Source organism: Rhodococcus pseudokoreensis (assembly GCF_017068395.1).
Classification (GTDB): domain Bacteria; phylum Actinomycetota; class Actinomycetes; order Mycobacteriales; family Mycobacteriaceae; genus Rhodococcus_F; species Rhodococcus_F pseudokoreensis.
In genome coordinates, this window is record NZ_CP070619.1 from 2706015 (window position 1) to 2719055 (window position 13041).

Annotated in this window: 13 protein-coding genes, 4 tRNA genes and 1 pseudogene; 11 read left to right on the forward strand and 7 right to left on the reverse strand. The window is 65.2% G+C overall.

Annotation, left to right across the window (positions count from 1 at the left end; genetic code table 11):
• Positions 1-14 precede the first annotated feature (14 nt).
• From JWS13_RS17510 to JWS13_RS17530, 5 genes are all read left to right on the forward strand, one after another.
• The gene (locus JWS13_RS17510; RefSeq protein WP_206006765.1) at positions 15-839 is read left to right on the forward strand and encodes an SDR family NAD(P)-dependent oxidoreductase; all 825 of its coding nucleotides are present in this window, start codon (positions 15-17) and stop codon (positions 837-839) included.
• A gap of 118 nt (positions 840-957) precedes the next feature.
• Positions 958-2175: an ABC transporter substrate-binding protein gene (locus JWS13_RS17515; protein WP_206006766.1), complete on the forward strand. Its 1218-nt coding sequence runs from the start codon at positions 958-960 to the stop codon at positions 2173-2175.
• 22 nt (positions 2176-2197) lie between these two features.
• A complete protein-coding gene (locus JWS13_RS17520) occupies positions 2198-3055 on the forward strand; it encodes a branched-chain amino acid ABC transporter permease (protein ID WP_206006767.1) in 858 nt (285 codons plus the stop codon).
• A 3-nt stretch (positions 3056-3058) separates the two neighbouring features.
• Complete coding sequence (locus JWS13_RS17525) at positions 3059-4882, forward strand: branched-chain amino acid ABC transporter ATP-binding protein/permease (RefSeq protein WP_206006768.1); 1824 nt, start codon at positions 3059-3061, stop codon at positions 4880-4882.
• Positions 4879-5616, forward strand: coding sequence for an ABC transporter ATP-binding protein (locus JWS13_RS17530; protein ID WP_206006769.1), 738 nt, complete (start codon positions 4879-4881; stop codon positions 5614-5616). Before JWS13_RS17525 ends, JWS13_RS17530 begins: the two co-directional genes overlap by 4 nt.
• Before the next feature lie 5 nt (positions 5617-5621).
• On the opposite strand, the gene JWS13_RS17535 is transcribed toward JWS13_RS17530, so the two are convergent.
• The 5 genes from JWS13_RS17535 to JWS13_RS17555 form a co-directional block, all read right to left on the reverse strand.
• Positions 5622-6275: a TetR family transcriptional regulator gene (locus JWS13_RS17535; protein WP_206006770.1), complete on the reverse strand. Its 654-nt coding sequence runs from the start codon at positions 6273-6275 to the stop codon at positions 5622-5624.
• A 157-nt stretch (positions 6276-6432) separates the two neighbouring features.
• Positions 6433-6509, reverse strand: a tRNA-Phe gene (locus tag JWS13_RS17540).
• A gap of 66 nt (positions 6510-6575) precedes the next feature.
• A tRNA-Asp gene (locus tag JWS13_RS17545) sits at positions 6576-6649 on the reverse strand.
• Positions 6650-6744: 95 nt separating this feature from the next.
• Positions 6745-6817 (reverse strand) — tRNA-Glu (locus tag JWS13_RS17550).
• Positions 6818-6915: 98 nt separating this feature from the next.
• Positions 6916-7572 (reverse strand): TetR/AcrR family transcriptional regulator, encoded by a 657-nt coding sequence (locus JWS13_RS17555; protein WP_206006771.1) that lies wholly within the window; start codon positions 7570-7572, stop codon positions 6916-6918.
• Positions 7573-7900: 328 nt separating this feature from the next.
• On the opposite strand from JWS13_RS17555, the gene JWS13_RS17560 reads away from it, so the two are divergent.
• A tRNA-Lys gene (locus JWS13_RS17560) sits at positions 7901-7973 on the forward strand.
• A 218-nt stretch (positions 7974-8191) separates the two neighbouring features.
• On the opposite strand, the pseudogene JWS13_RS17565 reads toward JWS13_RS17560, so the two are convergent.
• Positions 8192-9349, reverse strand: a pseudogene (locus JWS13_RS17565) (site-specific integrase); the annotation flags it as partial.
• On the reverse strand, positions 9346-9816 hold the full coding sequence (locus tag JWS13_RS17570; protein ID WP_206006772.1) for a helix-turn-helix transcriptional regulator: 471 nt from the start codon (positions 9814-9816) through the stop codon (positions 9346-9348). The gene JWS13_RS17570 and the pseudogene JWS13_RS17565, both read right to left, overlap by 4 nt.
• Positions 9817-9938: 122 nt before the next feature.
• On the opposite strand from JWS13_RS17570, the gene JWS13_RS17575 reads away from it, so the two are divergent.
• From JWS13_RS17575 to JWS13_RS17595, 5 genes are all read left to right on the forward strand, one after another.
• Positions 9939-10187, forward strand: coding sequence for a DNA-binding protein (locus JWS13_RS17575; RefSeq protein ID WP_241032234.1), 249 nt, complete (start codon positions 9939-9941; stop codon positions 10185-10187).
• Positions 10188-10359: 172 nt separating this feature from the next.
• Positions 10360-10686: a hypothetical protein gene (locus tag JWS13_RS17580; protein WP_206006773.1), complete on the forward strand. Its 327-nt coding sequence runs from the start codon at positions 10360-10362 to the stop codon at positions 10684-10686.
• Positions 10686-10886, forward strand: coding sequence for a hypothetical protein (locus JWS13_RS17585; protein ID WP_206006774.1), 201 nt, complete (start codon positions 10686-10688; stop codon positions 10884-10886). Before JWS13_RS17580 ends, JWS13_RS17585 begins: the two co-directional genes overlap by 1 nt.
• A complete protein-coding gene (locus JWS13_RS17590) occupies positions 10879-11070 on the forward strand; it encodes a DUF6011 domain-containing protein (protein ID WP_206006775.1) in 192 nt (63 codons plus the stop codon). Before JWS13_RS17585 ends, JWS13_RS17590 begins: the two co-directional genes overlap by 8 nt.
• On the forward strand, positions 11067-13034 hold the full coding sequence (locus JWS13_RS17595) for an AAA family ATPase (protein WP_206006776.1): 1968 nt from the start codon (positions 11067-11069) through the stop codon (positions 13032-13034). The genes JWS13_RS17590 and JWS13_RS17595 overlap by 4 nt, the downstream gene beginning before the upstream one ends.
• The last annotated feature ends 7 nt before the right edge of the window (positions 13035-13041 follow it).

Consider the following 13041-nt stretch of genomic DNA (forward strand, 5'->3'; position numbering starts at 1 on the left):
CCTACCGTCGAGCCGTGACGAAACCGGAATCAGGTGCACAGCAGGTTGTCGTCGTCACCGGCGCGGCCTCGGGAATCGGAGCGGGGATAGCGCGGCATGCGCACGCCCGCGGCATGGCGGTGGTGCTCGCCGACATCGACGCGGCCGCGCTCGACGGTGCGGCCGCGGACCTGGGCGGCGCCCTCACCTGCGTCACCGACGTGTCGGACTCCCGATCCGTCCACGCCCTGGCCGAACTCGCGTTCGACTCGTTCGGCCGGGTGGACCTGCTCTTCAACAACGCCGGCATCATGCGGGCCGGATTCCTCTGGCAACTCGGCGAATCCGACTGGGACGCCGCACTCGGCGTCAACATCAAGGGCGTCGTCAACGGAATCCGCGCGTTCGTTCCGCGGATGCTCGACCAGGGCGGCACCGGCCGCGTCGTCAACACGGCATCGGTCGGAGGCTTCGCACCCGGTCCGATGATGTCGCCGTACAGCGCATCGAAATTCGCGGTGGTCGCGATCACCGAGTGCCTGCAGATGGAGTTGAGCATGATCGACGCCCCCGTGTCCGCAAGCGTGCTCGCACCCGGGCCCGTCGTCACATCCGTGTTCGACAACCCGTTCGGGGCCGTCTCCCATCCGGCCGTCGATCGGATGGTGACGCAGATGCGCGAATTGCTCGACACCGACGGACTCGACGCAGACACGTTCGCGGAGTTGGTCTTCGCGGGCATCGACCGCGGCGACTTCTGGCTCGCACCGCAGGGCGCGCATCTCGACACCATGGTCCGGCAGCACACCGCCACCATCCTCGAACGGCGAGAACCGGTGATCCGGCAGTCGTTTCGCTGAGCTCGGCCCGTTCGCGTCGAGATCCTCCCGCCGAGTGAGACATTCCGCGGACATCGACCGTTAGTTCTGCTACCTTTTGCCAAACCAAGCACTTGCTTGCTTACGTGAAGGGGCGCCCATGCGAATTCGATCCTCAGCTCTCACAGCGGCGCTCGCCGTGACCGCACTCGCACTCACCGGGTGTTCCGGCGCGGGCGCAGACGACGCCGACGCCGCCGGCGGCCCCTACCGGGTGCTCGTGACCGGCGGAATCAGCGGGCAGGGCGCGCTCGCAGCCAACGCGCAGACATCCGTGCTCGCAGCGAAAGCGAGCGCCGAGGCCGTGAACAGGGCAGGCGGCGTCGGCGGACGCCAGGTGGAGATCACCGTCGTCGACGACGCGGGCGACGCCACCACCGCCGTGTCCAAGCTGCGGGAGGCCATCGCGTCGGGGAAGAAACCCGACCTCTTCCTCAACTCCGGCCCGTCGACCATCACCACCGCGACACTGCCGATCCTCGCGCAGAACAAGATCCTCTCGTTCAACATCGGGCCCACCGAGGATTCGGCGAACCCGGAAAAGTACCCGCTCAACTTCGACCTCGCCTCGGGACCGGCCGAGAACGCCGAGACCATCGCCCGATACATCAAGGAAAAGGGCTACCAGTCGGTCGGCGTCGTCCACGGAAGCAGCGCCTACGGTGAAGTGTTCGGACAGGCGATGGAAGACGCGCTGGGCGGTGAAGGTGTGAGCAGCACCGGATCCGAGGAATACGACACCGCGGCACTCGACATGACGGCACAACTGCAGTCGCTGAAGAACCGGGGCACCCAGGCGCTCGTCGTGGACGCCTACGGGGCACCACTCGGATACCTCCTCGCGAGCCTTCAGCGGCTCGACTGGAACATACCGCTCGTCGGCAACACGTCGGTCGCGGGAACGTCGCTGGTCTCGAAGGCGGCACCGGAAGGTGTGCTGGGCACTCCGGCCACGGCGAACCTGGTCATGCACGTGCTCTCGAGCACGGTCCACGACGCCAACGACGCCGCCGTCAACACCATGGTCGAGAACATGAAGGCGATGGGCGACATCCCGTCGACGCTGATCCTCGCCGACAACTACGACGCACTGCCCCTCGTCGTGGCCGCCGCGAACAAGGCCGGATCCTCGTCCGATCCCGAAGCCCTCGCCGAGGCCCTCGAGAACCAGGAGGTCCTCGACAGCGCCCAGACCGCGTTCTCCCCGTCCTACCACTTCTCGGCCGACTCGCATGCGTCGAAGCCGGGTGACGAGGCGTACAAGTTCGTGCCGCCGAGCCCACTCCTCAACGGCCAGTACGGAAACCCGAGCGCGTGACACCCGACCACAGGAGAAACCGGTGACCATAGTCTGGTCGGGCCTCGCGCTGGGGGCGGTATACACGCTCGTCGCGATCGGCTACAACATCGTCTTCATCTCGTCCCACACGTTCAACTTCGCTCAGGCCCAGCTGATGATGGTCGGCACGTTCGTCGCCTATGCCGGACTGGTCACCCTGAAGTTGCCGATCCTCGTCGTCGCGGTGACGGCGACGGTCGCCGTGATGATCCTGGCCGGCCTCGAGGAGATCGTCGCGGTCCGGCCGGTCCGTGATCACCAGAATCAGCTCGTCACCACGCTCGGCGCCGCGACCCTGATCAACGGTGCGACACAGCTGATCTGGGGAAGCGAACCGCTCACCGTCCCGTTCTTCGGTTCGAACGACCCGATCACGGTCCTCGGCGGCCGCACGTATCCGGTCGAGATCGTGCTGCTGATTCTGGCGGTCGTGCTGGTGGTCGTCCTCGGCCGGGTCGGCACGAAGACCATGACCGGTCTCGCCCTCCTGGGCATCTCCGAGGACCGCGAAGCCGCCCTGTTGCGCGGTGTCAACGTCCGGGCGCTGGCCCTCGGTGCGTTCGCGTTCTCCGGCGCGCTCGCCGGATTCCTCGGGCTCTTCGTGGGTCCCAAGACGTTCGCGGTGGCCACCCTGGGTTCCGCGCTGGCGATCAAGGGTTTCGTTGCCCTGGCCATCGGCGGATTCGGCTCGCTCCCCGGCGCACTCGTCGGCGGCCTGACCGTCGGTCTCGTGGAATCGTTCGCCGCACTCGAACTGGGTAGCCAGTACAGCAACATCGCGGTCTTCGTCGTCCTCATCGCGATCCTCATGGTGCGTCCGGCCGGATTGTTCGGCCGGACGCGGGAACGGGTGGTGTAAGCAATGGCTCTGTGGCGCCTGATTCGATCGGCTCCGGGTTGGCTCTTCCCGCTCGCCGCCGGCCTCCTCATGCTGTTCCTGCCGGAATTCGGTCTGAGCTTCGCGCTGTCGCGGCAGGTGCAACTCGCCTGCATCCTCGCGCTGGTCGTCAGCGGCCTCAATCTCAGCCTCGGCTACGCGGGGGAACTCGCGCTCGGCCAGGCCGCGATGTACGCGGCCGGGGCGTATACCGCCGGGCTCATGTCGATCGCCGGATACACGGACATCGTGCTGCAGTTGACCGTCTCGGGCCTGGTCGCGCTCGCGGTCGGGATCGTCACCGGAATTCCGGGATTGCGGCTCGGCAGTTGGTCATTGGCGATGACCTCGTTCTTCCTCGTTCTGCTCGTCCCGGACATCATCGCCGTCTTCGGAGAGACCACCGGCGGCCGCAACGGGCTCAGCGGCATCGAACCGGCCACCCTGTTCGGTGAGGCGATCGACTCCGACCGGTTCTACCTGGTGGTCGTCATCGTCGCGATCCTCTGGTTCGCGGTCCTGCGCAACCTGGTGGTCTCCCGGCACGGCATCGCGTTCCGCACCCTCAAACAGAGCCCCGTCCTCGCGTCTTCGGTGGGCATCTCGGTGTTCCGGATGAAGCTTCTCGGTTATGCGATCGGCGCCTTCCCCGCGGGCCTCGCGGGCGCCCTGTTCGCGAACATCGACATGTACGTCTCCCCCGAGGCGTTCGGATTCACGTTCGCGACAGCAGTTCTCGCGGCGTGCATCCTCGGGGGTGCGACCAGCGTCTACGGCGCGGCGGTCGGGGCCGCGATCATGCAACTCGGCCCGAACCAGTCGTCCGAGTTCCAGCAGTACGCCCTCGTCTTCTACGGCGGATTCCTGATCCTCGGCGGCGTCCTCCTCAGTGGTGGCCTCGCGAAGGTCGCCAAGCAGGCGACGGCGCGGTTGGACCGCGCAGCGGGCCTGACCGGCCGCGGAACACGCGCCCGCCCCGGAGACACGGATCGACCGGCGATGGAACCGATGCCGGGTCGGGCGCTCGTGGTCGACGGCATCTCGAAGGCGTTCGGCGGCAACCAGGCCCTCGACAGCGCGTCGCTGCGAGCGGAACCGGGCAGCATCACCGCACTGATCGGACCGAACGGCTCGGGCAAGACCACGATGCTGAACATGATCTGCGGGTTCTACCGCCCCGACAGCGGGCGAATCCTGATCGGTGACACCGAGGTCCAGGGCAAGGCGCCGGAACGGGTCGCCGGCTGCGGCGTGGCCCGCACGTTCCAGACACCCGACATCCCCGACGGCGTCACCGTCCTCGAGGCCGTGGCCTCCGGTCGATACAGCACCGACCGGGTATCGATGCTCTCGACCGTGCTGCGGCTTCCCCGCCATCACAGGGTCCGCGCCGCCGACATCGCCGAGGCCGAACGCGCACTCGACGTCGTGGGACTGTCGCATCTACGCGACGAGACCGCGACCGCACTCCCCCTGGGAATGCGGAGGCTGCTCGAGGTCGCCCGCTCGGTGGTCGCCGAACCGCGGGTCCTGCTGCTCGACGAGGTCGCGTCCGGCCTCGACGAGGACGAAGTGGAACGCCTCGCCGGCCTGATCCGGCAACTTCGCGACGCCGGCTGCACGATCGTGCTGGTCGAGCACAACTTCCGCCTGGTACTGGCGCTCGCCGACACCATCGTCGTGCTCGCCCAGGGACGCGTGATCGCCGAAGGTCCGCCGTCCGAGATCGAACACAACCCTCGCGTACTCAGCGAATACCTCGGCGTCGTCGCCGAGGACACGGAACTGGCCGGAGAGGCGACCTCATGAGCGAGCAGACGACGACACCGCTGCTGAGTCTGCGGAACGTGCAGTCCGGGTACGGCGACCTGCGGGTGGTGTGGGACGTCTCGCTGGACGTGTGGCCCGGCAAGGTCACCGCACTGCTCGGCCGGAATGGCGCGGGGAAGACCAGCACCCTGCGTGCCATCTCGGGACTGAACCGGGTGTCCGCCGGGACGATCGAGTTCGACGGCCGCGACATCGCGAAGGTGGCGCCGCACCGGCGGGTCCGCCAGGGAATGGCCTATGTGCAGGAGGGGAAGCGGGTCTTCCACCGGCAGACCGTGGAACAGAACCTGATTCTCGGCGGGTACGTCCGCAGGATGAGACGGTCGGCCGTCCGAGAAGAGGTGGAGCGGATCTACGACCTGTTCCCCGTCCTCGGCGCGAAACGCGGCCTGCTCGCCGGTGCGATGTCCGGCGGGCAGCAGCAGATGCTGGCGATCGGGCAGGCGCTGATGGCGAAACCCACCCTGCTACTGCTCGACGAGCCGTCCGGCGGGCTGGCGCCCGTGATCGTCGGCGAAGTCATGGAACGCGTGAGCACCCTCAAGGAGGCCGGGCTGGCGGTCCTGCTCGTCGAGCAGGCGGTCGACGCCGCGATGAGCGTGGCCGATCACGTCACCGTCCTCGACGTCGGACGCGTCGTCATGGATGCGGATGCGGGTGCGATCGACGACAGGGCGGTGATCCGGGACGCCTACTTCGGGCGCGTCGGCTGAGGAGGCTAGCCGCCGAGGCGGCGGAACACGAGACGGACCGCGAGCCCCAGGTGGGCCATCACCTCGTCCACCGAGATGCGGCCCGCCACCCAGGACACCAGGCTCGACATCCAGACGTCGCCGATCACGCGGATCGCGTTCAACTGGTCGTCGGAGATCTGCTCGACACCGATGGTCTTGGCGAACATCTCCGTCATCAGGGCGCCGAACGCATCCAGTTCGGCCGACGCCGACGCGTCCGCGAACATGAACGCCCGCACGAGGGCCTCGTACCGCGGCCGGTCCTTCTCCAGGACTTCGGTGTTCTTCCGGAGGACGAACAGGATCCGCTCGGACGGTGTGTCGCCGGGGATCGCGACGTTCTCGAACCGGGACCGCATGCCCTCGAACACCATCAGCAGGCCCATCACCAGCATGTGGTTCTTCGACGGGAAGTAGCGGTACACGGTGCCCAGCGCGACGCCCGCCCGATCCGCGATGGCCCGCATCTGCACGGCGTCGTACCCGCCCTCGGACGCCAGTTCCATCGCCGCGGCGACGATCCGCTGGTACCGCTCCCGCTGCGGGGCCTTGGCCCCACGCGAGGGCAGCTGCCCGTTGCGGAGCAACGACAACAGCCCGTCGCGGCCCGCCGTCAGCGGCTCTTCAGCAGTGCTCATGGACGTCAGCCTAGCGACAGCCACTTCGCCGGCGTCGCGCGACGCTAACCCCACGTGAGTGCGAAAGTGTGCAGGAACACACTTTCGCACTCACGTGGGGTGGGAACGAAAAAAACTCCGCTGTCGACGTTCTCGACAACGGAGTTTCTGTGAATCGTGGTGGCCAGGGCCGGGATCGAACCGGCGACCTTCCGCTTTTCAGGCGGACGCTCGTACCAACTGAGCTACCTGGCCGGACGGCACCCGAACCGAATGCCTATCGCATTGTGTTGCCGATACCGAGTATCGGCAACACACTTGCGACCCTGACGGGACTCGAACCCGCGACCTCCGCCGTGACAGGGCGGCGCGCTAACCAACTGCGCCACAGGGCCTTGCTTTTCCTGCTGTGCCTTACAAGTGTAAAGCGTTACTGCGTGTCACTTTTACTGCCGTCGAACCATACCGCATGCTCGACACCGGTCAAACGTACCCCCTACGGGATTCGAACCCGCGCTACCGCCTTGAAAGGGCGGCGTCCTAGGCCGCTAGACGAAGGGGGCCCGTCGGATCTCTCCGAACCAGTACCTCAACGGCGTTCCGTTGGGAGCTTGGATAGCTTAGGACACGGATCGAGAATTTCCCAAATCGCCAGGTCAGACTACGAATCGGGCAGTTCTGACGTGAAATCCGGCCATCCGTCCCTCGCAAACTTCTCCAGCCACTCGAGTGAAGCCATCGCCTCGAGGATCACCTCGAGCGATTCGACGAACCGTGCGCCGAGGTCGCCCTCCAGCGCGGTCATGTCGGACATGTACCGCTGGCCGGCGAGAGACGCCGCCAGGACCCGGGTGAACTTCTCCGGGTCGGCATCGGCGCGCAACGACCCGTCCCGCTGGGCGCGGATCGCGAACTCGTGCGCGGTTCGCCCCCACACCTGCGAGCCGACGGACCGCACGTCCGGGTAGAACTCGGGTTCGACGATCAGCCGGAACTCGGCCCGCACGATGACGCTCGAATGGAACAGCTTCGCCAGGTCGATCACGAAACCGTGCAGAGCCTCGAAGGGCCCGATGTCCGTGCGACTCGTCCACCTGTCGGTCAGGGCGGTGAATTGCTCCACCCCGGACTGGAGGACGGCGCGGGCGAGTTCCTCCTTCGATTGGAAGTGGAAGTACATCGCTCCCTTGGTGGCGTTCGAGCCTTCGAGGATCGTGTTGACCGACGCCGCCGCATAGCCGCGCTTCGCGAACTCGATCGCGGCCGACTCCACCAGTGCAGCGCGAGTGCGTCGCGCACGCTCCTGCTGACGTGCCATGACGGTGAATCCCTCTCCCAAATGTAGTAACCCCCGCTTTCGCCCTACAGTGGCGAGCTTGGAGCCATACATAACAGTATCCCTGTTTTGAAAATAGCGACACAGCATTCTTAAGATCATCAAAACTTCTGAAAAACAAACTTGAAGTCTGTTATGGGGCCGGAATCGGACCGCTGCCGAAAACACACCAAGTGGTATAATTTGGATCGGCTCGGGTGCGCTGCAGGGGGTGCGCACCCGAGCCGACCCTTTCGATCCCCCGGGCGGCGCGCCGTGGCGGGGGTGCTGTTCTCCCGGTCACCGTCTGCGCACTAGACTCTGGCCCCGCGCCCCTATAGCTCAGTTGGTAGAGCTACGGACTTTTAATCCGCAGGTCGTAGGTTCGAGCCCTACTGGGGGCACCGTCCTGACCAGGAACATCCTGGTCAGGCAGTGCAATGAAGACGTCCGGATTGGCGGGAGTGGTCACAAAGTGGTCACGCCCGCCTTTCTGGTCCCTGCTGAAACGGGGTACGAGGCCGGCCGCAGCCTCTGCCGCCTTCGAGTCCACACCGGCGAGCAGATGGCTGTATGTGTCCGCGGTGATGGCGATCGATGAGTGCCCGAGACGCTTGGACACGATCGTCAGGTCGACGCCGGCGGCGAGGAGCAGTGACGCCTGGCCGTGGCGAAGGTCGTGCAGACGGATCGAACGGACACCGGCCGCCTTCGTCAGCTTGTTGAACTGGTCCGTGACCATCTGCGGCGGGTACGGATCCCCGTTCTCCCGGGCGAACACCAGGCCGTGGTGCACGTAGGCGCTCCCCCACTGCCCCCGTTCGAGCTCCTGAGCGAAGCGGTGGGCGAGCAGAACACCAGCCGTGTGCTGATCGATACCAACCACACGATCCTCACCGCTGGCGGTCTTGGGCTTCCCGAACTGAAACTGCCGGTGTTCCCCCTTGCAGAACCAGCAGGCGACACCTGTGCCGTCAATCTCCACGATCTGCTGACGCACGATGATGGTCTTGGCTTCGAGGTCGACATCCTCCCAGCGCAGGCCGCACGCTTCGCCGCGGCGAAGCCCCGTCATTGCCATCGTCTCGAACAGCGTCCCCAGCCGGTCCGTGGTCGCGTGGTCCAGGAACTTCCCGAGCTCGTCGGCTTCCCACGGCTTCACCTTCGGACGCTGAGCCCGGGGCAATTCCAGATTCTCCGCAGCGTTGAACGCCACAAGATGCTTCCGCTTCGCTGACGTGAGAGCAGAGCGCAGGGTGGCGTGGATGCGGCGGATGGTGGCCGGCGAGAGGCTCTTGGGGTTGCGTCGGGCGCCCTTGGCGATCTTCTCGCCAGGCTTCGGCGCCGTTTTCGGCTGCGCGATGTCGCGGAGGAACTTCTCCACGTGGGTGGCGCGGAGGTCGCCGAGACGTAGGCGCCCGAGGTGTGGGACCAGGTAGGCGGTCACGTGCTGCTCGTAGGACCGCAGCGTGGTCGGGCGGATGCCGGAATGCTCTTTGGCCTCCAGCCAGGAGCGGAGGTAGTCCGCCACCGTCAGCCTGTCGTCGTGGGCGATCTGGCCCGTGCCGACCTCATGGAGGAACTTCGCGAGCGCGGCCTCAGCCTCGTCACTCGACCGAAACCCCGACTTGCGAACCTGCCGGCGCTTCCCGGTGGCCGGATCCTGTCCCATGTCGGCGATGAACACCCAGCTGCCGTGGGGCTTGCGGCATGCCTTCCGCCGCCCTTTGGCGTCGTACTCGACCGAGCACTTGCACCTCTTCGACACCGAACCCTTCATTGGTCGCCTCTTTCTTGTTCGACGGGCGGGCCGGCCTCGTAGTCCGTTTCAGCCTTCCCGACTAGGTGGTCGAGAACCCGGCTTGTGGTGTCCCAGCTTCGCTCCAGGGCGGGGATTGATTGGTCTGCAAGGGTTTTGATCGACCGGGCCTGCTGGAGTGCGTCATTGATCAGATCGAGTTGATCGAGTACCTCATGCTGGAGAAGCGCAGGCATCTGCCCGCTTGGCCTAGCGTCCTCGATGCCGGCCAACTCGTCGATTCTTACCCGAAGGACGAGCGCCACGACCGGTGCTTCGGTCAATCTCACCGACCGCTGCCCGGTCTCGACCTTCGACAAAGTTCCCTGCGACCAGCCCAGTCCTCTGGATCGAAGCTGTTCAGCAAGCTGCCCCTGGGTCATGCCCAGCGACTCACGGAGTTCAACGATCTTGTTGCCGACCTCTTGGTCGGAATGATGTTCAGCCACCGCTACACCGTATCGCAATTTGCGAAACATGCAATACCGCGAAAAGTTGACAGGTGTTGCGAGGCGTGCTTATCTGGGTTTGCGAAACACGTGCAACTGCAAAACGCGAAATGGAGGTTGCAATGCTCAGCAACTCGATCGACATGAACATCACCTGGACGCAAGAGGCGATCGAAGGTCTCGGAGTCCGAACCGACCTGAAGACCGCACTCGGAATCTTCGGCATGGGCACGACCGCCGGATACAAGGCTGCCAAGCGTGGCGACCTGCCCTTTCCTGTCCTAACCATCGGGCGCAAGTACGTGGTCCCCGTCGCCGGCCTTCTCAAGGCGCTCGGTATCGACGCCGACGACAAGATCCCGGCCGCGTGACCCGGGCGAACTGCCCGCGAAATGAAGAACCCCCGGCGTTGATCTTCGCGGTTGCACCCGAGAAGCCGCCGAGGGCCTGAATTCCAACCCCCGCCAAGGAGTAAAGAATTATGTACGGACAGTGTGCCACACACCCCCGACGAGTGCCGCATCTCGCCCTCGGCGGTGTGCGATGAACACCGAACTCACCGACGTCCTCGGCATCCAGCAAGAACCCCCGTATGGCGTCGTCTCCACCCAGATGGCGGACGGCACCACGGTGGCGGACATTGGGCAGCTCGCGGTCTTCGACGGCGTCGTCCACATCATTCCCCGGCATGACCTCACCGACCAGCAGGACATGTACCTCAGCGCCGCTGCGGAGGATGCGTTCTTTACCGACCCGACCTCCGAGGCCGGGTGGGTGCCAGTCGTTCACGACAACCAGGTCGGCTGGGCCACGAAAATCATCCTGTCCACCAATCTCAACAGAGCTGGCTCGTTGGGAGAGGCCGCGTAATGGCGTACCTCATCACCGATCTCGTCATCGACGACCTGCCCAGCGTCAAGTACAACGCTGAAACCAAGACTGTCCGGGTCACGTTCGGGCTTCAGGGGCACTTGTCCCTGTCGATCGCCGAAGCGGTCCACGTCGTCACGGAGTTGGCGGCTGCGCTTGGTGAAGCCGAATCTGCCGAGGAGGTTGTCCGCGATGAATGACCACATCGAAACCGGCGGCCACCAGGAACGCAAGGAGCAGGAACTGCTCGCTGAGCTACGCGAACTCGGCTACCGGCCCGCTGTCCGGTGCCTGTCATGCGGTCAGTGGCTCGTCGCCCACAAATCCATTCAGCGGCACCTTGGTCCGGTCTGCGCACGAAGAGCAAAGGACACTGCCGCGTGATCGCTTTCAACCGCGTCATCAACGCATTCGAGAACGCCGGCCTGACCGTTACCCATCGTGGGAGCGGTCGGGCCTCGGCCCAGGCGCCGGGTCATTCGCCGGCAGACCGGTCGGTGACGATAACGGAAACCGTAGGTCGGGTGCTTGTCCACCCGCACGCGGGGGAGACTCTCGACCAGGTGCTCGGTGCGGTCGGGTTGGCCATCACCGACTTGTTCGATGACCCGAAGGGCATCACCTACGAATACCCGGATGGGCGCAAGGTCTCCCGAACCCCTGCGAAGAAGTTTTCCCAGGCCGGGAACACCAAGGGCAACCAGATCTATCGAGCAGACAGGTTGGCCAACTCGACCACGGTCTACATGGTCGAAGGTGAGCAGGATGTGCACGCCCTCGAATCCGAAGGGGTCACCGCCACCTGCACCGCAATGGGCGCGGGGAAAGCGCACCTCGCCGATCTGACGCCGTTGTACGGCAAGACGGTGATCGTCGTGCAGGACAAGGACGAGCCGGGCCGCAAGCATGCCGCGCAGGTGGCGGAACTTCTCGATGGCAAAGCGACGGTTGTCATCGTGGAGGCGAAGGTCGGGAAGGACGCCGCCGACCACATCGCCGCCGGATTAGGTGTGGACGACTTTCAAATGGTCGAAACCCCCGCCGCAGAATCCGCAGAACTTCCCGGCCCGTACAACGCCGAGGCAGAAGCCGAGTTCGCTCGACCAAAGCTATGGCGCGCAACAGAGTTGGTGGCTGCACGACAGCCGCAATGGCTCGCCAAGGGGCGCATTCCCCGGTCTGCAATCACGTTGCTGGTCGGCGGTGAAGGTATCGGCAAATCGGCGGCCTGGGTTTGGGTTGCCTCCCCGGTCACCACCGGTCGGGCGGTCCCCGAGTTCGGCATCCCCGCACGCGATCCCGAGGACGTCATCGTCATCGTCACCGAGGACGACTGGGCATCAACTGTGCGACCTCGCCTCGAAGTGGCCGGCGCAGACCTCGACCGCATCCACGTGATCTGTGCAGAACAGGACGGGTCAGGGGCTCCGACCTTCCCTGCCGACATCCACCTCATCACCAACAGTCACGTCCGGCCCGGTCTCGTGGTGGTCGACGCCTGGCTCGATACCGTTCCAGGTGGGCTGTCCGTGAAGGATCCACAGCAGGCGCGGCGGGCACTGCATCCGTGGCGGGAAGCTGCCACCCAGACCGGGGCCGCGGTAATGCTCCTGACGCACACGAACCGCATCTCCACGGGCAATGCACGAGACATGTACGGGGCCAGCGGAGAACTCCGCAAGAAGGCGCGTATGTCGCTCTTCGCCCAGGCAGACCCCGAACATGAGGGCTGTGTGCTCATCGGCCCAGAGAAGTCAAACCTGGTGGGTAAGGTCCCCGCCTCACGGTTCCGCATGGACAGCGTGCAGCACTTCGCACCCACCGAGGACGACGACGGCACCGTTCCCAAGTTGGTTCTCATCGGGGAATCCGAGCAGACCATGCGGGAACACATCGCGGACCAGTACGACGACGAACGCGGGGATGGCAAGGAGGACCGGAACGGCATCGAAGAATGGTTGATGTCGTTCCTGAACATGGGTTCCCAGAAGGCGAATGACGTCTACTCCGCAGCCGACGCGAACGGTTACTCGAAGGATCAGGCGAAGCGTGCCAAGAAGAAGCTGGGCATCAAAGCCAGTCGGCCCGGGGGTGAGGGGCCGTGGTTCTGGTCGTTGCCGAACCTAGAGAGCATCGACCCCCAACTAGGGAGCACACCCACCCCTGTATCTGAATCTGCGCTCCCTAGCTCCCTAGCTGCTCCCTTGCAGGTCAACGGAATGAAAGAGAGTGATCTAGGGAGCACAGGGGGGCTAGAGAGCGGTGTAGAAACACACACCCCTCCCCGCCCCCTAGGTCAGTGGCGCGTGTCGGGTGAACCACTCCGCCCGCCCGGAGACGTGGCATGAGAACGGC